Origin of the sequence: Arthrobacter sp. LFS091 (assembly GCF_047977885.1) — a bacterium.
Lineage (GTDB): Bacteria > Actinomycetota > Actinomycetes > Actinomycetales > Micrococcaceae > Arthrobacter.
Genome location: NZ_JBFPFP010000003.1, coordinates 268,941 through 287,468, shown reverse-complemented (window position 1 = coordinate 287,468; position 18,528 = coordinate 268,941). Strand labels below are relative to the sequence as shown.

Sequence of the window (18,528 nt, the reverse complement as noted above, 5' to 3'; positions counted from 1 at the left end):
GCATTTCGCTGCTCAGCGGCGACTCGACGTGGCCGACCGGACGCAGGCGGGAAGGAACGCCCGCCTGCTGCTACTTGTCCAGTTCGTTGAACCTGTACATGAAAGCCGCCATCGCATCACGGTTCACAGGTGTCACCGGGCGGAAAGTCTTGTCCGGCCAGCCTGTGCTGATTTCCGTGGATGCCAGCCAGGCGATTTCTTTGTAGAACTGTGCGGTGGCTGGTACATCGACAAATGGCGAGGTGGCAGGCGGAATGTAGCCCGCAATCTTGGAGAAGCGGTACAGGAAAGCGGCCATCGCATCACGGTTCACTGGTTCCAGAGGCCGGAACGTTTTATCCGGCCAGCCGCCCGAGATCTTGGCGGACGCCAGCCAAGCAATCTCCTTATAGAACTGGCTGGTTGTTGGAACGTCCGCGAACGGCGACACTGCCGGTGGGGTGAAAGTGGGTTGTCCCGCGAGCCGATAGAGGAAAGCGGCCATGGCGTCACGGTTCACCGGGAGGTAGGGCCGGAACGTGGCATCGGGCCAACCGGTGGAGATGCCGGTTGACGCTGTCCAGCTGATTTCATGGTCGAACTGTTGTCCTTCGAACACGTCGGCGAACCGCTTCGGGGACCAATAGGTGACTGTTCCAACGTCGGTCTGGCCGCCGCTGGTGACGGCGATTTCCTTGGCTTCGGATTGCTCTGCGACGTTTCCGGAATAGGTGGTGCCAGCAAAGCGAACATTCGTAGTGTTCCCGCGGAGACGGTAGGACCCGGTGGTTAGTCCGGTGATGGAAAAGTTTCCCTGAGCGTCCGTCACTGCTTTCCTCGACACGAGCGAACCATCCCGGGTATAGGCCTCGACTACCGCGAACGGCAAAGGATGACCTTCGGCATCGCGAAGGTAGCCCTTCATGCTCCCACCATCCGTGCCGGAGAAATCGAAGCGGGTTTTCTGCTCATTCGCCGTAAGCGTGATGGTAGGCGCAGGACCGGGCCCCTTGTCCTCGCTCACGCCACTGTAGTACTGCCCCTCATAGGACTTCTTGGCCTGGTAGGCACTCCCGACGGTAACCATATCCAACGCAAGCTTGTATTGTCCGGGCTGAAGTCCGCTGACGGTGTAAAAACTGCTGTTAACGGGGACATCCTTCACTACCTTGCCGCTTAGGTCATGGACAGAGACCCTATGCATGCCTTCACCACCCGTTGACGGCCATGCATTGGACACCCAACCACTGATGCTGGAGCCAGGATCGCCCGCCAGATCTGCGTTGTAGAAATCCTGCTCGCCCACGATGGAAATAGTGGCTGCTTCAGCAAAGGAGGCTCCTCCTCCATGCCAACTCGTGAGGACGCCGCCGCTGGCCCTGATTCGGTAAAGGCCATCAGGGAGTCCACGGAGATCATAGTGGCCACCGCTGCTTGGAAACTCTGAAGCGACAACAGTCCCGGAGGAGTCCAACGCCTCGACGACAACGGTGGTTGTATCCACATAGTAGGGCACGTCCACCCGGCCTTGGATCCGGCCGCCGCCCATGTTTTGGTCAATACCGGTAACGTCCTGGCCCTCTTTGACCAGCACAGGAGTGTAGGTGCTCAGGTCCGAGCCGCCATAGACCTCCATGCGCGACCAGCCGGGGTCGCTGGAGTAGAAATAGACCTTGTATTCTGCGGCCGGCAGGCTGGGAAGCGTGTAGGAACCGTCGGAGTTCACGATGCCGGACGGAGCGTTGGAGGAAGGGTTATAGAGATTTGTCGCAAAGACGGAGACCGACCCCATGGCCACATCTGAACGGACAGTAACGGTCCCACTGATCGAACCACCCGTCGTTCCGCTAACCGTCTCCGTACTAACTGCCATAGGGGTCAAGCCCACGGCCTGCGCGGGAACCATCCCCATCACCAACGAAGCAAGCAGTGTTGCCATCATCGCCAAGACGGGCATGCGCCGACGCCGGATCCTCAAAAGAGACACGGATTCCCCCAAATTCAAGAGTGGATCGCCGTCGTTACCGCAGCGAATATGGCAATGCTAACGTTCGCCCCGGACAGAAATGGAACCCGGGTCTCAGCTCCGGCAACGAGTTACCGTGGATCGAGCACCACTGACTGGAATGCGCCCCGCCCGGTCCCGGTGTACAGGAAGAGCGCACCATCACCGGCGACGCCCACTACGGACGGATTGCCGGTACCGGTAAATGCGTTGCCGAGGGCGGTGAAGGAACTGAACATGTTCCAACCCGATCCCAGCGCTGTTCTCGGCAGGAAGCCGCCTGATCCGTTGCCCGGGTAGAGCCAGAGCGACCCGTCCGTTCCCCGTGCCATGATGTCCTCATTGCCGTCGCCGTTGAAGTCGCCGCCCTGGAGCACGGCGTTGAAGATGTTCCAGCCCGTGCCGATTTGGCGCCACGGCTGGAATCCGCCCACACCGTTGCCCGGGTAGAGCCAAAGGTTTCCATCGGCCGCCCGTCCCACAAGATCTGCCTTGCCGTCGCCATCGAAGTCACCCGGGGCGAGCAGCTGGGTGAAGCCTTGCCAGCCCGTGCCGATTTGCTGCCGTGCCAGGAACTGGCCCTTGCCATCCGTCGGGTACAGCCAGAGCACCCCATCGGCGGTGCGGGCTACAAGGTCGGGGTGGCCATCGCCGTCGAAATCTCCGGCACTGACCACGGAAGTGAAGACGTTCCAGCCGGAGCCCACCTGCACGCGCGGCAAAAAGCCGCCCGAGCCGTTGCCGGGGTAAAGCCACAGTGTGCCGTCGGTTCCCCGGGCGAGGATGTCAGCGACAGCATCGCCGTCGAAATCGCCGGCCTCCCAGACCTGGGCGAACTGGCCCCAGCCGGCGCCGATAGGCATGCGGTTGGCGAAGCCGGATCCATCGCCCGGATACAGGCGCATGTTCCCCGACGACGTCACTGCCAGGACATCCGAGCGGCGATCGGCGGTGAAATCCTGGCCACCGACCAAGTCACCCACGCTGTTCCAGCCACTTCCGACGGCCACGCGCGGGGCGAAGCCGCCCCAGCCGTTTCCGGGATACAGGTAAAGAGTGCCGTCGCTTGCGCGCGCAAGCAATCCGGCCCCGGCACCGCCAAAGGAGCCGTCAGAGGTGACGCTGGTGAAGCCGTTCCACCCCGAACCGATCTGCGACCAAGGCCGGAATCCGCCCTTGCCGTCGCTTGGGTAGAGCCACAGGGTGCCATCGGGCTTGGTGGCCATAAGGTCGGGGCGGGCATCGCCGTCGAAGTCCCCCACGCCAATGAGGTTTGAGAACCCCTGCCAGCCGGATCCGACCTGCCTGCTGGCAAGGAATCCGCCCTTGCCGTCGCCGGGATACAGCCACAAGGTGCCGTCGCTGGTGCGCGCCAGGATGTCCCCACGGCCGTCGCCATCGAAGTCCGAGATTCCGGTGATGGCGTCGAAAATGTTCCATCCCGAGCCAACTTGGCGGGGATTGTCCAAGCGGTTGCCCGGCAAGCCCGCGTAAAGCATCAGGCTCCCGTCCGGCTCCCTGGACAGCACGTCGGCCAGTTTGTCGCCGTCGAAATCGCCCGCGGAGAAGCGGACTTTCGCCGTTAGTCTCGGATCAGCAAAAATAGTGACCGACGCCGATGTCTTGCTGACCGCGTTAATGGTCACCTGAGTGCCGGTGTACGTCGTGAACGTGCTGCCCGCCTGCCATGCGTGGTTCTTGGCGTAGTAAGGCTCGGTAAAGGGAACCGTTGACGGCATCAGGATCAGCGACGAGGCAATAGTGGCACCGCCCCGCTGGACAACCTTTACGCCCATGTTGCCCTGCGGCCTGCCGGCGTCGCCCAAATAGCTGTCGTAGCCTGCGGGTTCCCTCAGTTCCAGGTAATAGACCTCTTTGCTGATGGGGTCGGTGAACTTGATGGCACGCTGCGCGTCGGTGCCGCCCCACGGCTTCAGCGTGTAGGTCTTGGCCCCCGTTGCCACTCCGACGTCCCTGATCTCATCGCCGCGCCCCAGCTTGGCGTAATCCCAGAACGTTGAGCTGACCACGGGCTGGGCGTACTGCGCCGCGCCCATCAGGTCGGTGGTGTCGCCGTACTCGCGGATGTAGCAGGACGGGTCCGTGAAACGTCCGTCGCTATTAACGCCGACGTCGGATGCGCCACTGCCGCACTGCAGTGCGTCTGCGTGCATCAGGCCGATGACGTGACCGAACTCGTGGCTCATCACGTTGTTCGAGAAGTCGCTGAGCTGCGGCATGAGAACCCGACCACTGTAGGCTCCGCTGCTGTACCCGGCGCCCAACGCGTTGCCGGACAGCGTGGACGTGGGGATGAAGATGACCAGCGCGGTGTACGGACTCGCCGACCATTGAAGTTCACTGGTGATGGTGGAGATGATGGTGCCGTAGCTGTCCGTTGAGCGGGCCTTCGACTGGAAGCCCTCCACCCTGCTGTTGACGGTCATGGAGAGCTTGTTGTCCGTCATGGCCTTCCAGTAATTACTGGTGGACACCACGGCCTTCTCGGCGCCGGCCATGGAAACAGGGTTGCCGTTGTCCGCAAGCTTGGCCGTCACCAACCGCACACGGATGTCGCCGCTGGGCCCGGTGGCCGCCACCGTGTTGTCCGGCGCGGTGTCCAACGGCGAAGCGTCGGGTCCCTCGAAAGTATGGTCCGAGTGCGGCGTCCCCTCCACGAACCGGACATTCGGATTATCCGGCCCTGGAACCGGCACGGCCGTAGCCGGAGCCTGAACGAAAAACAGGCCAGTGGCAAAAACCAGTAGACCTGTGGACAAAGCGATGGATCGCCGCAAAACTCCCATTGATTCTCCTGGGGAACGGAGCCTGTGGCTCCTGTGAGTCTCAAGAGCCACAGTCAGGTTACAGGCGGCTCGACAGTACCCTGCGCACATGCGCGCGTAATGTCGGCGAGTCTTTGTAGCTTCGGGCGGGGGGCTTTGAGGGTCTCCGGTGGGGGAGATCCGGGACAATCCTTGGACCCGCGTGGGGCCCGCGGGATGGGGTATGGCGGCTCAAGGCCTATTTGCCGGTGTGAGCCGGATCTGTTTCGCGAGTTCGTAGGCTGTGTTGCGGTCCTCGTCGTTGGCTGCGAAGACCCGGCCGATGAGCAGCGCCGAGTTGTGGGGCAGGTCGATCCGGGTCATGCCTGGTGGGGTACCGCCGGGCCATTTGGCTGCGCAGAGTAAGAAGTCGCCGGTGGCCGTTCCGGTAGTGCGTTTGCCCACGTAGGCAAAGTTCGAGCCACTGGCCGCGTCCGTGAACTGGACACTGTAATAGCGCTGCCTCATCTCGGGCACGTGCAGCACTTGTGGTCCGGCACTGACATCCAACCAGCCACCAAAGTAAAGGAGTTCATCTGTGCCGGTAGCGTTGACGCTCCCTGCCAAGGCGGACTCAGATGCTCTCTCAGGGACGGCGTACAGCGTGTTCACCGGGATCGGTCCGCCGCCCAGCCCTCGCCGGACAATTATTCGTTTGAACCCGCTGACTGTGATCCGCGGCCAAAAGTAGATCAAAACAAAAGTACCGATTACCCAGATGGCCAGGGCCTCAGCAACCATCAGAGTGATCGAGCCCCACCCCTCGGTGGTTATTCGCCTGTAGATGACCCACGCAAAGATTCCCAGGATCAAGATCGTCATGGTGGCGCCGTACTTCAGGATGAGGCGATTCATGACGGCGCCGGCGTGGACGGCACCCGCAAAACCGGGGGAGGCTCGTATCGACCGCTAACGATAGCGGCTCCGGGTGAATAGGCGCGGAGCATGAGCCGAAACAGACCGCGAGGTGTCGCCACCCAGTTCAGCCCCGCTGACGGTGGTGGATTTGATTGGAGCAGAATGTCGATTGAGCCGTCCGCGTTCGCCAGCAGGCCAGAGTGGCCGTTTACGCTTGCCCGCCCGGTAGTGGTGTTGACCTGATACCCCACGGTGTCTGTCGCAGTAAGCGACCAGAAGGCATCATTCGGGGGAAGCTGGCCCGCCGGGAAATGAAGACGATAAACACGCTCGCCGCTGAGGCGTTCCCCCGCGAGATCCCTGCTCGCTGTCCAGTAAGCCGCCTCTTCAAACACGTTGACTACCGGCAGTGCCTTCTGCGAAGCCGCACGAACCAGTAGTCCGTTGCCGGGACGGCCGGCCGCGCGAATTGCGCTCCAGCCGTTAACGGTCTCCGCTCACGATCGCCACCGCATCACAGCGCACCGGCCTTCACGATCACGAAAAGGGTGACCTGCGTATTCATGGACGAAAATCTAGTCCGAATTCCGCGCAGCGCCAGCCCGGGCGAGGAGAAGGTCTCACGACTTAGGAGCTGTCAGCTTTGTTTGTATGGCTTTGGCGATCTTTTGGACCTTGTCGCCGTAGCCGCCGTTCAGCGCTGTGTCCTTGATCTTTTGCGCGTCGCTGTCACGTTCGGCAGCCGGGGCGGCCTCGAGCGTCTTCAGGTCGGACTGAAGCGTTTCGGGCAGTTTGCTGAATGCCTTGTCGTGGTGGATCAGGATGTACGCCACTTCGTGCGCTTTGTCCCCGAACCCGGTCTCGGCCTTGATACCGACCCGAAGCTCGGTTCTCAGCGCTCGGCCAAATTTGTGGGCGCCAGGTGCTGTGCCCTGGGCTCCTGCGGTGGCCGGTGCGCTGGCCGTGGGAGACGGGGACGGCGTGGCCGCCGCCGCGGTGGTCGTTCCTATGGCAAGTCCTCCCAGAAGGACCGCTCCGGCTGCGGCGGCTCCGCGGATCATCTTCGTCCGGCGTGACCGGCCATTTGGTGCTGGCATGCTGTTCATGTATTTCTCCTTGGGTGCCGGGCACAGTCCGTGGGTGCCACTGTCCGTTGCTGACGTCTCCACTCTGGTCGGTCCATGTCCGGTCGGGGTTCAGAGAATGTAAGCGCACGGTAAAGTCTGCCCGGGGTACCCCCTTACCGGGCCTTCGGCGCGTTTCAATGGAAGCATGGAACAACCAGTGGTCTCGGATCAGGGGCCTTCCCGCGGCTTGGTGCTGATCGTCGAAGACGAACGGGCCATCGCCGATGTGCAGCGACTGTATCTAAGTCGGGCAGGTTTCGGTGTGCATGTAGAAAGCACTGGTGAAGCCGGCCTGGACCGCGTCCGGGACCTGCGTCCTGTCGCCGTCGTTCTCGATGTAGGGCTGCCCGGAATCGACGGTATTGAGGTGTGCCGCCGCCTGCGAGCCCGAAACGACTGGACACCTATCATTTTCGTCTCCGCCCGGGATGAAGAAGTGGACCTGCTCCTTGGGCTGGAGCTGGGCGCAGATGACTACCTCACCAAGCCTTTTTCTCCCCGCGAATTGGTCACCCGCATCAAAACAGTCCTACGACGCAGCACCGGCCCCCAATACGCCAGGATCCTGCGCGTAGGTGCGGTAACCCTTGACCCGGAACATCGCACTATCAGCGTGGACGGTTCCGCAGTGGAGCTGACAGCCAAGGAATTCGACGTCCTGGCCTTCCTCATGGCCAGCCCTGGCCGGGTGTTCAGTCGTGAACAACTGCTCTCCTCCGTCTGGGGCCAGGCAAGCTACACCGGTGGTCGCACGGTAGACGTGCACATCGCCCAGCTGCGCTCCAAACTCGGTGACCGGAACCCGATCCGGACTCTGCGCGGCGTGGGATACTCCGCCGTCGAACGCCCATGAGCAACCGCAACCAGACCTCCACGGAGGTACAGACACCCGCGGGCCGGGCAGCACCGTGGCTGCTGTCACTGGCAGGTCGCATCACCATCGTCACCACCGCCGTCGCCGTGCTGGCGGTGCTCGTGACGGCCAGCATCGCGTTTCCGTTGATCCGATCCGCGGCCGTCGACCAGGCCAAACAACAGCTGACCCGACAGGCCGACGCTTTCGCCGCAGCACCCGTTGCGTCCCAGGCGTTGGACTTGCGCGAGCGGCACCTCCTGGGGCCGGACAGCTACGAGTTATCGGCTATCACCAGCGTCGGAACCATCAACGGGCCAGCCAGTGAGCTGCTGGATGCCACAGACATCCGGCCCGTCCTGACCGGGCAGAAGGTATCCCGCATGGTCTCTAAGGGCGGTGTCCAGTTCCTCGTCGAGGCACGTCCGCTTTCACGAGGCGGGGGCATCGTTTTGTCACGGTCCCTGGATGAGATCAACGCCGCATCAGCCCAGCTTCTCCAGCGAACGCTCCTGGCACTGGCCGCTGGGGTGGTGATCGCGGTGCTCGCCGGAACGTTGTTGGCCCGCCGGATCGCCAATCCGCTGGCCAAGACCGCTGCTGCAGCACGGCGGATAGCAGCCGGTGAGCGGACTGTGCCCCTGGACCCTGACGGAGTGACTGAAGTCCATGACGTCGGCGAAGCGATTAACACCCTGGACCGGGCCCTCCTCGCCAGTGAAGCCAGGCAGCGTGAGTTCCTGCTGTCCATCTCCCACGAGATCCGAACTCCGCTGACCGCTTTACGCGGATACGCCGAAGCCCTCGAAGACGGACTTATCAAACCTGAAGAAATTTCAGGGATCGGACGGACGCTCACCACCGAGACGGACCGGCTGGACCGATTCGTCCGCGACCTCCTCGCCCTGGCCAGGCTTGAAGCGGACGACTTCACCATGGACGTCCACCCTGTCGACATCGGCGCGCTCCTGCACCAGGTGCAGCGAACCTGGCAGGCGGCGGCAGCCCAGAGCGGGGTGGAAATAGCCGTCGAGCTCCCCGGGAAGGACGCCGCCGGACCGCTCGTGGCCACCGCCGACCCCGAACGGCTTCGCCAAATCATCGACGGTCTCCTGGGCAACGCGCTGCGCGTCAGCCCGCCCGGCGGCCCCATCAGCCTCCGCGCAAGAATCGAGCCAACCAGCCCGGCCGGGACAACGCCGCTTCCGTTCAAGGGGCCGGGGACAATTGCCATCGAGGTACAAGACAGCGGGCCGGGCCTGACAACGGATGACGCTGCCGTTGCTTTCGAACGCGGCATCCTCTCCAGCCGCTACCGCGGGCAGCGCCCCACCGGTAGCGGACTTGGCCTCTCGATCGCTGCCCGCCTCGCCGAACGCATGGGACTGCGCCTTAACGTTGAACCAACGATCCCGGGGAGCGGGGCGTGTTTCTGCATCCGGATCCCCCTCGCACCCGGAACCGGCCAGGGCAGCACCGGGGCACGTGCCTGAACACAGGGGCTCGCGCCTGAACGCCGCCCTTACGCTGCCGCCCCCCACAGATCGCCTTGGGGTCGACGAGCTGCCCGCCAGAAACCACAGAGCTCGAAGCGCCCGAAACGCAACAACCCCGGAATGCTAACCGGACCCTAACCACGCCGAAATACCGTGGCAACATTGCCGCGCCACACTGGAATAGCCGGCAAGTGCAGGCGCCCAGCTCCAGCCAGGAGGACACCATGCTGAAGGAAGTCCCAACTCACACAACACGTATACGCGCGATCAGCCAGCTCCACCGCGGAGACGAGATCGAAGCCCGCCTGTCGGTCGGCCCCGCTTACGATGACGTGGTCATCCGCCGCGGACGGGTCCAGGAAACAGCACCGGGAATCGGTGTCGTTTGGATCATGGATCACGCTTCAGGCATGAGAAAAGCAATCAATACCGATGAATGCAGCGTTTGGCGCGTCGCCTGAACAGGGCTGGACCCCAACTCTCCTCAGCCGCCGGCCACGGACTGGATAATCAAGACCTCCTGGCCAGCCGCAACCTCCGTATCAAGCCCCTTCAGACGCCGGACTTCATCCCCGTTCACGTAAATATTCACGAAACGGCGAAGCGCCCCCGTCTCATCACGCAAGCGCCTGGCCAGCACCGGATACTCTCCGGTGACTGAGTCCAGCAACTGTCCCACGGTCACAGCCCCGTCGGCGGACGCAGTCAGATAGGACTGTCCGCCGACCAGCGGCTGCAGGACGCCAGGCAACAGGACCGTAAAGTCAGCCACAGCCGACCTAACCAGGTACCGGGGCGTCGGGTTGGTCTTCGGGAGACACAGCCGTCTCGGCGGCCGCATCCACAATGACTGCGGCCTCCGCCAGCACTGTTGCTTCCGCGGCAGCCAGCGGGGCTTCCGTCCCTGACGGGTTTCCAACCACGACGGCGGCACGCACGCTGAGCACGTCCGGCAGGTGAGCGGCCACTTCAGTAAAGGATTCGCCCTCGTCGGCACTGGCGTAGACGGTGCCGCCGCGGGTGCCGAAATACACGCCAACGGGCTCAGCCGTGTCCACTGCTGCGGCGTCGCGGAGCACGGCGTTGTACTCGTGGTCCGGGAGTCCGGTGTGGAGTTCTGTCCACGTATTGCCCGCGTCGTCCGTCCTGTGCACGCTGAGCTTGCTGTCCGGTGGAATCCGTTCGCCGTCGGCTTTGAGGGGAATCACCCAGGCCGTACCCTCGCGCCGGGGATGCGTCAGCATCACGAACCCGAAGTCCGCGGGCAGGCCTTCGGCAATGGAATTCCAGTTTTCGCCGTCATCATCAGTGCGGTACACGCCGTGATGGTTCTGCGCGTAAAGACGACCGTCGACGGCGGCGTCCGCAGCGATCTTGTGGACGCACTGGCCGAACTCGGGGTTGGGGTCGGGCATGAAGTAGGCCGATATCCCCTTGTTCCGGGGCTCCCAGGACGTACCGCCGTCGAGCGATCTGTAAACGCCACCCGTGCTCATGGCTACGTGGACCTTCTCGCCGCTCGGGTCCACCACGATCGAGTGTGCCGCCGCGCCACCGTAGCCTGCGCCCCACTCACTGCGGTGGGGGTGTTCCCACAGTCCGCGGTTCAGTTCGAAGTGCTGGCCGCCGTCGGTCGATTTCCACAGCGAAATCGGCTCGCAACCGGCCCACACGACGCCTGGCCGGGAGTCGGCGTCGGGGTGGATCTGCCAAATGCGTTCCAGGGCCGCGTCAGTGTCTTCGGGGAATCTGATGGCACCTTGTTCGGGCTCGGTCCATGTGGCGCCAAGGTCGTCGGAATGGACGACGGTGGGACCCCAGTGTTCGGAGCGCACCCCCACCATGATCCGTGTTTTGCCGTCCCGGGTGTCTATTCCGATGCTTGGTATCTCACTCATCAGGAAATGTGGGCCGGAGAGGGACCATTCCTCGCGGTCCGTGCTGGTTGCCAGCCACAGGCCTTTCTTGGTTCCGATCGCTAAGAGGTATCTCTCTGGGGTAGCCATGAACCCATGCAACCATCCGCTGGATGGGGAGGGCAATGGTTTTTTGGAGGGAGGGCGCCTCTCCAGGCAGCGGAACTACAGAGCGGCGCGCCGGGCTTATTCACTGTTGGGGAAAAACATGCTTGACTGATGACTTTGCGGCCGAATTCGGTCGCAGCAACAATCTTGGGGGATTAAATGAATCACGGAGATGGCAGCCAATGAGAATTCTGACTGGGAGCTCCTTGGTTACTGACCGGTAGCGGGACGGCGTTTATGAATTCGCTTGCATTGCAAGAGGGAACCATCGTCCTGGATCCCTTCGCCGTCCGAGTCGTCCTTGCTTTGGTGACTTTGGCACTAATTGTCATCTCGTGCCTTACGTCGCAACGGAAACGCACCCCCTACGCCGACTGGTGGCGGGCGGCCCTCTTCCTGTTTTTCGTGGGAAACGGCGCTTTCCTGTTGAACGGCACGCCTTTCCAATGGTGGGCCAGCCCTGCGGGTAAGTTCCTGGTGGTGGCGGGTGCCTTCTGCGTCTGGGCAGGAGCGCGCACCCTCCGCGACCGAAAGGCCGCATTATGGCAGCTGCTCCCGGGACCCCTGCTGGCAGGAGCGGCCTCCATTCTGGATGACCCAGCTTCAAGCGTGTGGTCCGGCGGGATGGCTTACCTGGCGATGACCACCGCCGGAATCGCCTTTGCCGCAATTGAACTGTGGTTCACAAAATCAGCCCGGTCCAGAATCACCAGGTTTCTGTCCATCATGGCGGGGCTGACGGCCGCCTATTACCTGCTGCGCACCCTTACTTACATTTTGTACGGTGCTGAAAGCTGGCTGTTCCGGACATATTTCGGTTACGCTCCTGCCGCCTTGATCCACCTCATGCTGCTGGTAGCGGTGTCATCCACCATGAACACCCTGAGCAACAGGCAACTCATCCGGCGCCTACGCGAGCGCGCGGAACGGGACCATTTGACGGGACTGCTCAACAGGGGCGCTTTCCTGGATTTGGCTGCCCGGGAACTTGCCCGCTCTTCGCAGGACCGCGGCGCTGCCTTGATCCTGGCCGACCTGGACAACTTCAAGGCCGTCAATGACGAATATGGACATTCGGCGGGGGACGCCGCCCTCCGCGCCTTCGCCAAGGCCAGCTCAGCCGCCGTCAGGTCAACGGACCTTATTGGACGCTACGGCGGGGAGGAGTTCATCCTTTTCCTGCCTGGAGCTTCGCAACAACGGGCCGAGGCCATCGCCTCGGATATCAGCGAGCGCCTGGCTGCGATGGACGGCACCGATGGCCTGCCCTTCCCGACGGTCAGCTACGGCGTTACCTCCACGGGAGCGGGGGCTCCGGACCTGGCGTTCATGATCAACGTGGCGGACGCCGCCCTGTACAGCGCCAAAGCCCAAGGCAGGAACCGGGTTGTGGGAGCGGACCCCTTGGACGCTGAATCGGCGGAGGACAAGGCTACACCGTAGGCATCGGCTCTGGTGAGCTGCGCGCACCCATGGATGCGCGCCGTTCGCCGCCCTAGCAGGCAGTCGGTTCCCCGAACGGCAGTGAGGTTCCGGCTATGCGCCAGAGGGAACCGTCCCAATGCATCGCATACTGGATCCGCCAATTCGAGCAGGTCTGGGCGTTCCTGCCATGGGCCGCGTCCTGGATGGTCTGAAGGACCACATTGGCGTTCAGGTCATCCGGGGACTGTGTATTGGTGACGTTGTAAAGCTCGGCCTTGGTCCAGTAGGACGAACCCAGCCCTTCGCTCCACTTAACCGAGTCTCCAAAGGTGGCCTGGAGTTCGGGGGTGAGAATCTTGAACGCAGCGGCGTAAGCACCTTGGTTAATGCCCTGCCCGTGCAGAATCAGGCTCTGCCCTACGCTGCGGGCCTGATCGTGATTCGCCGAGACAGTGAAGGGGAAGAACCCGGAGCCCGGTGCCGGTGCATTTCCGCATTCGTCGAAGGCCACTGGTGTGGACCGGGATTTCCATTCGTTGACCGCTGCGGAAACACGGGGCGCTGTAACTGCATAGGCGATTCCTTCTGCCCTGCCGTAGCCTTCGGGCTCAATGGTGACCACCACACCGGAAACCTTCCCGTCCTGGGTGATGAGCGGCCCTCCACTGTTGCCATGATTGATGGCAGCGTCTGTCTGGATAAGGTTCGGGAGAGTGCGGTCACCGATGTGCTGCTCGACGTCGAGCGCGCTCACCGTTCCCCTGGTCAAGGTGAACGGATGGCCCAGGGGGAATCCGAGTGCGGCCACATCGCTCCCGACCGGGGGCTCGCTGCTTCGTAGTTGAAACTGATGGCCTTCCACAGGGCTTCGGGTTTTAACCACCGCGATGTCCGCCACGTCATTCTTGCCGAGAACCGTGGCATCTACGGAGGTCCGGCCGAAGGCGATGCTGATCGCGGATGCGTCACGAACAACATGGGCGGCTGTGACCACCAGGTCCGGGCCCACAAGGAACCCCGTACCCGTGTAACCGGCGTCGCACGTAGTGACGGTCAACTGCCCCACGCCCGACTGCACTTGGGCAACCACGTCAGGCCAAGTCCTCGGCTCAGGAGACTTACTGGTGCCGGTGTCGGCAGCAGCGCTTTCGTTTGGGCTTGGCGTGCTCGGGGAAGGGGTGGGGACTTCCTGGCTGGTTGCTTGAGATGGTGAAGAAGCTTGCGGGGACGGACTGGAGCCGGCGTTACAGCCCGTTGCCACAAGACACAGGCTTAGGGACGCTATGACAGTGCAGCGGACAAAGGGGTTTGGGGTGCTGTTCATCAAGGACCTCCTGACGCTGAGGGCGAGCAGCGGCATGAGCGGGTTCCCGTTCCGGATCGCTCCTGCAACTGCGCCCTCAAAAGAAAAGTCGGGTAAGCCGCCGTCGTAAGGGATTGATCATGGAATGGATATGCGAGACCCATGATGCAAATCGACGGCCGTTTACTCGACTCGTGTTTCCCAGCAAGCACATCGTAACGCCGGAAAAGCCAACCAAGGAGAAACCGCCACGCCATAGGCCTAGGCTGAACGTGGCAAGATTCCCAGCCCACGACGGAGGAAACCCATGACAGAAACAACCACCAACTCACGTGCGCAGCAGTTGAAGGCCCTGCACGAGGCTCCGGAAATCCTCAGTGTTGTCAATGTGTGGGATGCCATCAGTGCCTCCACAGTTGCAGCCCTTCCGGAGACCAAAGCCATCGCGACGGCCGGCCATTCCATTGCCGCCGCCTACGGCTACGCCGATGGGACCATGCCGCTGGATGTGGCGCTCAGCGGGGTGGAGCGGATCGTCAAAGCCGTGGACCTTCCAGTCACAGCTGACCTGGACGACGGATACGAGGACCCTGCCGAGACGATCCGCCGGGCCATCGCCATTGGTGTTGTCGGCGCGAACGTCGAGGACCGGCTGCGCCCCTTCGACGACGCCGTTGCCCGGGTTCGGGCGATCATCAAGGCCGCCGAGGAGGAGGGCATCGCCTTCCAGCTGAACGCACGCACTGACGCGATCGTCCGCGGCGGCGACCGCCCCATCAAGGACAGCCTCGACGACGCCATCGCGCGCGGCCGGGCGTTCCTCGACGCCGGTGCTGCTTTGGTTTTCGTTCCGGGCGCACTGAACCGTGAAACCATCGAGCCCCTGGTTGAAGGCCTGGGACACGGAAAGCTCTCCGTGATTGGCGCACCGGGAGCCCTTCCGGCGAACGAATTGCAGGAGCTCGGCGTTGCCCGCGTCTCCTACGGCCCGTTCACGCAACGCGTCGCGTTGCGCGCTCTCCAGGACCTGGCCACTGACCTCTACGGATCGGGAGTCATCCCTGCTGACACTCCTGCCTTGAACTAACCGCAGCAGCAAAAGCAACAACCGGGTCCCGCCGCATCACCACGCGGCGGGACCCGTTTTTATGAGCCGGCCCGGGTATCGAAAGCGGCCGCTGATTCCCGGAGAAGTCGAGCAACGGTGTCCAGGGGCAAACTCGTTGCCCTTCGCCGGTCGAACCTGCGCAAGGCAATGTGCCGGGTACCCAAACCAGGGACATCCAGGATGTCCACGTTGTCCTGGACCACGCCGGTCAGTGCCAAAGTGGGAACAATCGCGACACCCTCGCCGGCGGCCACCAGTGCGAATGCGGTGAGTGTGTCCTGGTACTGATGGACCGTCTCAATACGCGCCCCGGTGGTGTGGCGAAGACGCCCCAGCACGGCATCGTTGGCTGCGGACGGCTCCACCCCAAGCCACGGCAGATGCAGCCGGCTGAGGTCGATGCTGTCCGTGGCCAGCAAGGATCCGGCCGGCACCACCAACTTCCACGGCTCATCGAGCAACGGCTCCTCGACCATACCGGCAGCAAGCGGGTGCTGGACGGCGGCCGCCGAATCCTGCTCGATGACCACCGCGTCGAGCTGCCGTTGCCTGAACAGGCGCATGAGGGCTGGAAAACTGTCTTCCACGATCCTGATCTGCAATTCGGGGTACTGGCTGCGCCACTCGGGCAGGCGTGGAATCACCACGGTGCGCATGAAACTGGTGAATCCGCCGATGCGCACCACGCCTGCCACCTGGGCTTCCCCTTGCATCCGTGCCCGGGCAACATTGAGCGCGCGTTCGATCTCTTCGCCGGCTTCTGCCACCGCCAGTCCAGCTGGAGTCAGGACCGAGCCTTTGGGGGTTCGCATGACCAATGCCTGCCCTGCTTCGCTCTCAAGTTTGCTGAGTTGCTGGGACACTGCGGACGGCGTGATCCGCAGTTCATCGGCAGCGGCAAGAACGCCTCCAGTGCGCGCAACAGCAAGGAGGACAAGCAGCCGACGCGGGTCCATTTCCATGTTAAGAAATCCTAAATACGGGATTCAGCGGAATGCAATTGATCTAAAGAAGAATCTCCAGCAATATCTATCTCAGAGCTGCTGTTCAGCCCAACGAAGGATGAACCAGGGCAGCCCCAAATCCTAAAAATTACGCCACCGGCAACCCCAGCCGGGCGCTTCATCCTGAAAGGAATCCGATGGAACTGCTGTGGGAAATGACCGGTTGGGCTGGCGCTGCCGCGATGCTCGGTTCGTACCTGTCGGTGTCCATGGGTTGGTTGAAGCCGGGCATCAGCTTCCAGACCGCGAACCTCTTCGGATCATGCGCTTTCATCATCAATGGCACGCTGCACGGAGCCTGGCCGTCGGTAGCCACCAACGTGGCGTGGTTCCTCATCTCAGCGGTGGCACTGCACCGCCTGCGGGCAGCGCAACAGCCTGCCCGCATTGAGGTTCCGGAGCAGCGATCACCGCTGACATCCGACACTGGCACCCACCTGGTCATTCCGGTCCCCCAAGCAGCGGTGAACTGCCCCTAGCTTGCGGCATCACACAAGGTAACCTCCCGCCGTCGTCGTACTGTCCACCGCATAAGGTGGGCAATAACCGCTGACCGACAGCTAAGGAGAGCCCCATGCCCGCCCCCGAACGCCCGTTGAAAAAGCTGGGATTCCTCACCATCGGACTGTTCGATCCCGCGGACCCGGCCGCAGGCCACCAGTCCACGCTGGACATCATCGAACTGGGCGAGAAATTGGGCTTCGACAGTGCCTGGCTGCGGCACCGCCACCTGCAGTTCGGTATCTCCTCGCCCGTCGCAGTGATGGCTGCGGCCAGCCAGCGCACCTCCAGGATAGAACTCGGTACCGCCGTCACTCCGCTGGGGTGGGAAAACCCGTTGCGACTCGCTGAAGATCTGGCAACTGTGGACATCCTCGCGGGCGGGCGCATCAATCCGGGGCTGAGCGTGGGCGAACCCATGAACTACGACACCATAAAGCATGAGCTCTACCCCGACTCTGCGGACGTCGAAGACTTCAGCTATGCCCGCGTCGAACGGCTGGCCCGGCTGATCGCAGGGGAAAAGGTCCGGGAGTTCTCCGGTAAGCAGGGTGTGGTGGAGGAGTTCTCCAACCGGGTGGAGCCGCACTCCCCCGGGCTGCGGGACCGTCTTTGGTACGGAGCGGCCAGCCTGAAATCGGCCTTGTGGGCCGGCGAAAACGGCTTCAATTTGCTCTCCAGCAGCGTGGTCTTTCCCTCCCCCGATGAAGAGCCGGACTTCGCCCGCGTCCAGCAAAAGCAGATCCGCTCCTACCGTGAGGCCGCCGCGGCACAGGGGCACAAGCCGGCGCGGGTCTCGCAGGGCCTGGTGGTAATCCCCACCGATTCGGCATCGGCAACGCAGCGGGAGAAATACCAGCGCTACGTCGATGAGCGCACACCCCGCACCAGTGCGCCGCAAGGGCCCAAGGGCATGCTGTTCGCGAAGGACCTCATAGGCACCAGTGAGCAGATCGCCGAGCAGCTGTACGCGCACGCCGGCTTCCAGGAAGTCGACGAAGTCGCGTTTGCCCTGCCATTCAGCTTCGACCACGAGGACTATGTCCAGATCCTCACCGATATTGCAGGCACGCTCGCCCCGGCACTTGGATGGCGCCCGGAGGGCTAGTCCACGAACTCCGACTGCGTCTGGATGAACGTCCAATCGGCGTCGGTGAGCACTCCGCTCACCTTGTCCGGATGCGGGCCGCCCGCCTCGGCAATGTGCTGCAGCACCTGCAAGGGGAGTTCGTCGGCGCGCAGGTTCTCGCGCAGCCACTCCTTGCTGTCCAGGTGCAGATCAAGCCACCACATGTAAATTTCCATCGCAGACCACCCTCCTAGAATTAACCGTAGGCCCGGGCAAACAGTGTCTACAAGAGCCAACGGCGGCCGGGTGACCTGTTCAACGCCACGCTGCGGCGCAACAATGAGGGTATGGCTGCGGAAGATTTCAGCGGACCGATTCCCTTGGTGGTGGGAGTGCTGCCGGACCAGCATGTGGAGGTCCTCCAGACGGCACGGACCTTGGCCGAACAGCTCGGCGTGCCGCTTGTCTGTGCGTACGTGGACGAGGCCAGCTACCTCGTCGAGTGGGATCCGGCCCGTGACGCGCACCGGATGTCGTTGCACCCCGAAAAGGACCAGGCCGACGTCGAGGCGGTTCGCGGGGACTTGGGCAAGGTCATCGGCGACGCGCTGGACGGTGGCACCGCTGACTGGACCCTGCGCCTTCTTGCCGGGGATCCCGCCCGCGCCCTTGGTCGGCTCGCGGAGGACATCAAAGCGTCGATGATCATTGTGGGCACCCCGGAGCCTGGTTTGGGGCACCGCATTTCCGAGGCCCTCAACGGTTCTGTGGCCGCTTGGCTCAGCCACCACCAGCGCCGCCCGGTGCTGATCGTGCCGCAGAAAAAGAGGCCGGAAGGGGGCCGTTGAAACTAAAGCGAAAGTAGTTATTCGAGGTGGTGGCAATGGGGTCCCGGGCAACGTAGAGTAATTACTGCAGGTCGGTGAAAGCCCCTGCTCAAAGGCTGCTCCG

At 62.9% G+C, this 18,528-nt stretch carries 18 protein-coding genes; 8 read left to right on the top strand and 10 right to left on the bottom strand.

Annotated features, from left to right (window positions below):
- Positions 1 to 70 precede the first annotated feature (70 nt).
- From ACNQOP_RS06980 to ACNQOP_RS06960, 5 genes are all read right to left on the bottom strand, one after another.
- Positions 71 to 1,852 (bottom strand): S-layer homology domain-containing protein, encoded by a 1,782-nt coding sequence (locus ACNQOP_RS06980; RefSeq protein ID WP_416403775.1) that lies wholly within the window; start codon positions 1,850 to 1,852, stop codon positions 71 to 73.
- A gap of 224 nt (positions 1,853 to 2,076) precedes the next feature.
- A complete protein-coding gene (locus ACNQOP_RS06975; protein WP_349469340.1) occupies positions 2,077 to 4,791 on the bottom strand; it encodes a VCBS repeat-containing protein in 2,715 nt (904 codons plus the stop codon).
- 210 nt (positions 4,792 to 5,001) lie between these two features.
- On the bottom strand, positions 5,002 to 5,664 hold the full coding sequence (locus ACNQOP_RS06970; protein WP_416403774.1) for a DUF1254 domain-containing protein: 663 nt from the start codon (positions 5,662 to 5,664) through the stop codon (positions 5,002 to 5,004).
- Positions 5,661 to 6,062 carry a DUF1214 domain-containing protein gene (locus ACNQOP_RS06965; protein ID WP_416403773.1) on the bottom strand — a complete coding sequence of 134 codons (402 nt, stop codon included), beginning with the start codon at positions 6,060 to 6,062 and terminating at the stop codon, positions 5,661 to 5,663. Before ACNQOP_RS06965 ends, ACNQOP_RS06970 begins: the two co-directional genes overlap by 4 nt.
- A 225-nt stretch (positions 6,063 to 6,287) precedes the next feature.
- On the bottom strand, positions 6,288 to 6,773 hold the full coding sequence (locus tag ACNQOP_RS06960; protein WP_416403772.1) for a hypothetical protein: 486 nt from the start codon (positions 6,771 to 6,773) through the stop codon (positions 6,288 to 6,290).
- A gap of 166 nt (positions 6,774 to 6,939) precedes the next feature.
- On the opposite strand from ACNQOP_RS06960, the gene ACNQOP_RS06955 reads away from it, so the two are divergent.
- The 3 genes from ACNQOP_RS06955 to ACNQOP_RS06945 all read left to right on the top strand — a co-directional run bounded on the left by ACNQOP_RS06955 (position 6,940) and on the right by ACNQOP_RS06945 (position 9,604).
- Complete coding sequence (locus ACNQOP_RS06955) at positions 6,940 to 7,647, top strand: response regulator transcription factor (RefSeq protein ID WP_416403771.1); 708 nt, start codon at positions 6,940 to 6,942, stop codon at positions 7,645 to 7,647.
- Entirely contained in the window at positions 7,644 to 9,140 is a 1,497-nt protein-coding gene (locus tag ACNQOP_RS06950; RefSeq protein ID WP_416403770.1) for a sensor histidine kinase, read from the top strand. The genes ACNQOP_RS06955 and ACNQOP_RS06950 overlap by 4 nt, the downstream gene beginning before the upstream one ends.
- A gap of 227 nt (positions 9,141 to 9,367) precedes the next feature.
- Positions 9,368 to 9,604 carry a hypothetical protein gene (locus tag ACNQOP_RS06945; RefSeq protein WP_235518305.1) on the top strand — a complete coding sequence of 79 codons (237 nt, stop codon included), beginning with the start codon at positions 9,368 to 9,370 and terminating at the stop codon, positions 9,602 to 9,604.
- Positions 9,605 to 9,627: 23 nt separating this feature from the next.
- Here the strand turns inward: ACNQOP_RS06945 and ACNQOP_RS06940 are convergent, their stop codons facing one another.
- Positions 9,628 to 9,915 (bottom strand): MoaD/ThiS family protein, encoded by a 288-nt coding sequence (locus ACNQOP_RS06940; RefSeq protein WP_211710084.1) that lies wholly within the window; start codon positions 9,913 to 9,915, stop codon positions 9,628 to 9,630.
- A gap of 7 nt (positions 9,916 to 9,922) precedes the next feature.
- The gene (locus ACNQOP_RS06935) at positions 9,923 to 11,149 is read right to left on the bottom strand and encodes a WD40/YVTN/BNR-like repeat-containing protein (protein WP_416403769.1); all 1,227 of its coding nucleotides are present in this window, start codon (positions 11,147 to 11,149) and stop codon (positions 9,923 to 9,925) included.
- A gap of 255 nt (positions 11,150 to 11,404) precedes the next feature.
- Between ACNQOP_RS06935 and ACNQOP_RS06930 the strand changes: the two genes are divergently transcribed.
- The gene (locus ACNQOP_RS06930) at positions 11,405 to 12,610 is read left to right on the top strand and encodes a GGDEF domain-containing protein (protein WP_416403768.1); all 1,206 of its coding nucleotides are present in this window, start codon (positions 11,405 to 11,407) and stop codon (positions 12,608 to 12,610) included.
- A 52-nt stretch (positions 12,611 to 12,662) separates the two neighbouring features.
- Here ACNQOP_RS06930 and ACNQOP_RS06925 read toward each other — a convergent pair whose 3' ends face one another.
- Positions 12,663 to 13,682: a S1C family serine protease gene (locus tag ACNQOP_RS06925; RefSeq protein WP_416403767.1), complete on the bottom strand. Its 1,020-nt coding sequence runs from the start codon at positions 13,680 to 13,682 to the stop codon at positions 12,663 to 12,665.
- A 520-nt stretch (positions 13,683 to 14,202) separates the two neighbouring features.
- Between ACNQOP_RS06925 and ACNQOP_RS06920 the strand changes: the two genes are divergently transcribed.
- Positions 14,203 to 14,982, top strand: coding sequence for an isocitrate lyase/PEP mutase family protein (locus ACNQOP_RS06920; protein WP_416403766.1), 780 nt, complete (start codon positions 14,203 to 14,205; stop codon positions 14,980 to 14,982).
- Between the two features lie 59 nt (positions 14,983 to 15,041).
- On the opposite strand, the gene ACNQOP_RS06915 is transcribed toward ACNQOP_RS06920, so the two are convergent.
- Positions 15,042 to 15,965, bottom strand: coding sequence for a LysR family transcriptional regulator (locus tag ACNQOP_RS06915; protein ID WP_235518296.1), 924 nt, complete (start codon positions 15,963 to 15,965; stop codon positions 15,042 to 15,044).
- Between the two features lie 179 nt (positions 15,966 to 16,144).
- Between ACNQOP_RS06915 and ACNQOP_RS06910 the strand changes: the two genes are divergently transcribed.
- Both ACNQOP_RS06910 and ACNQOP_RS06905 read left to right on the top strand, forming a co-directional pair.
- Positions 16,145 to 16,486, top strand: a complete 342-nt coding sequence (locus ACNQOP_RS06910; RefSeq protein WP_416403765.1) for a CBU_0592 family membrane protein — start codon at positions 16,145 to 16,147, stop codon at positions 16,484 to 16,486.
- Between the two features lie 95 nt (positions 16,487 to 16,581).
- Complete coding sequence (locus tag ACNQOP_RS06905) at positions 16,582 to 17,616, top strand: LLM class flavin-dependent oxidoreductase (protein WP_416403764.1); 1,035 nt, start codon at positions 16,582 to 16,584, stop codon at positions 17,614 to 17,616.
- Here the strand turns inward: ACNQOP_RS06905 and ACNQOP_RS06900 are convergent.
- Positions 17,613 to 17,813 carry a hypothetical protein gene (locus ACNQOP_RS06900; protein WP_235518290.1) on the bottom strand — a complete coding sequence of 67 codons (201 nt, stop codon included), beginning with the start codon at positions 17,811 to 17,813 and terminating at the stop codon, positions 17,613 to 17,615. The genes ACNQOP_RS06905 and ACNQOP_RS06900 overlap by 4 nt on opposite strands.
- A 111-nt stretch (positions 17,814 to 17,924) precedes the next feature.
- On the opposite strand from ACNQOP_RS06900, the gene ACNQOP_RS06895 reads away from it, so the two are divergent.
- The gene (locus ACNQOP_RS06895; protein ID WP_257369828.1) at positions 17,925 to 18,425 is read left to right on the top strand and encodes a universal stress protein; all 501 of its coding nucleotides are present in this window, start codon (positions 17,925 to 17,927) and stop codon (positions 18,423 to 18,425) included.
- The last annotated feature ends 103 nt before the right edge of the window (positions 18,426 to 18,528 follow it).

Bases quoted from the DNA above. Each gene is read 5' to 3' on its own strand.
- ACNQOP_RS06980 (WP_416403775.1), bottom strand. From the start codon at position 1,852: ATGGCAGTTAGTACGGAGACGGTTAGCGGAACGACGGGTGGTTCGATC.
- ACNQOP_RS06975 (WP_349469340.1), bottom strand. From the start codon at position 4,791: ATGGGAGTTTTGCGGCGATCCATCGCTTTGTCCACAGGTCTACTGGTT.
- ACNQOP_RS06970 (WP_416403774.1), bottom strand. From the start codon at position 5,664: ATGAATCGCCTCATCCTGAAGTACGGCGCCACCATGACGATCTTGATC.
- ACNQOP_RS06960 (WP_416403772.1), bottom strand. From the start codon at position 6,773: ATGAACAGCATGCCAGCACCAAATGGCCGGTCACGCCGGACGAAGATG.
- ACNQOP_RS06955 (WP_416403771.1), top strand. From the start codon at position 6,940: ATGGAACAACCAGTGGTCTCGGATCAGGGGCCTTCCCGCGGCTTGGTG.
- ACNQOP_RS06950 (WP_416403770.1), top strand. From the start codon at position 7,644: ATGAGCAACCGCAACCAGACCTCCACGGAGGTACAGACACCCGCGGGC.
- ACNQOP_RS06945 (WP_235518305.1), top strand. From the start codon at position 9,368: ATGCTGAAGGAAGTCCCAACTCACACAACACGTATACGCGCGATCAGC.
- ACNQOP_RS06935 (WP_416403769.1), bottom strand. From the start codon at position 11,149: ATGGCTACCCCAGAGAGATACCTCTTAGCGATCGGAACCAAGAAAGGC.
- ACNQOP_RS06930 (WP_416403768.1), top strand. From the start codon at position 11,405: ATGAATTCGCTTGCATTGCAAGAGGGAACCATCGTCCTGGATCCCTTC.
- ACNQOP_RS06920 (WP_416403766.1), top strand. From the start codon at position 14,203: ATGACAGAAACAACCACCAACTCACGTGCGCAGCAGTTGAAGGCCCTG.
- ACNQOP_RS06915 (WP_235518296.1), bottom strand. From the start codon at position 15,965: ATGGAAATGGACCCGCGTCGGCTGCTTGTCCTCCTTGCTGTTGCGCGC.
- ACNQOP_RS06910 (WP_416403765.1), top strand. From the start codon at position 16,145: ATGGAACTGCTGTGGGAAATGACCGGTTGGGCTGGCGCTGCCGCGATG.
- ACNQOP_RS06905 (WP_416403764.1), top strand. From the start codon at position 16,582: ATGCCCGCCCCCGAACGCCCGTTGAAAAAGCTGGGATTCCTCACCATC.
- ACNQOP_RS06900 (WP_235518290.1), bottom strand. From the start codon at position 17,813: ATGGAAATTTACATGTGGTGGCTTGATCTGCACCTGGACAGCAAGGAG.
- ACNQOP_RS06895 (WP_257369828.1), top strand. From the start codon at position 17,925: ATGGCTGCGGAAGATTTCAGCGGACCGATTCCCTTGGTGGTGGGAGTG.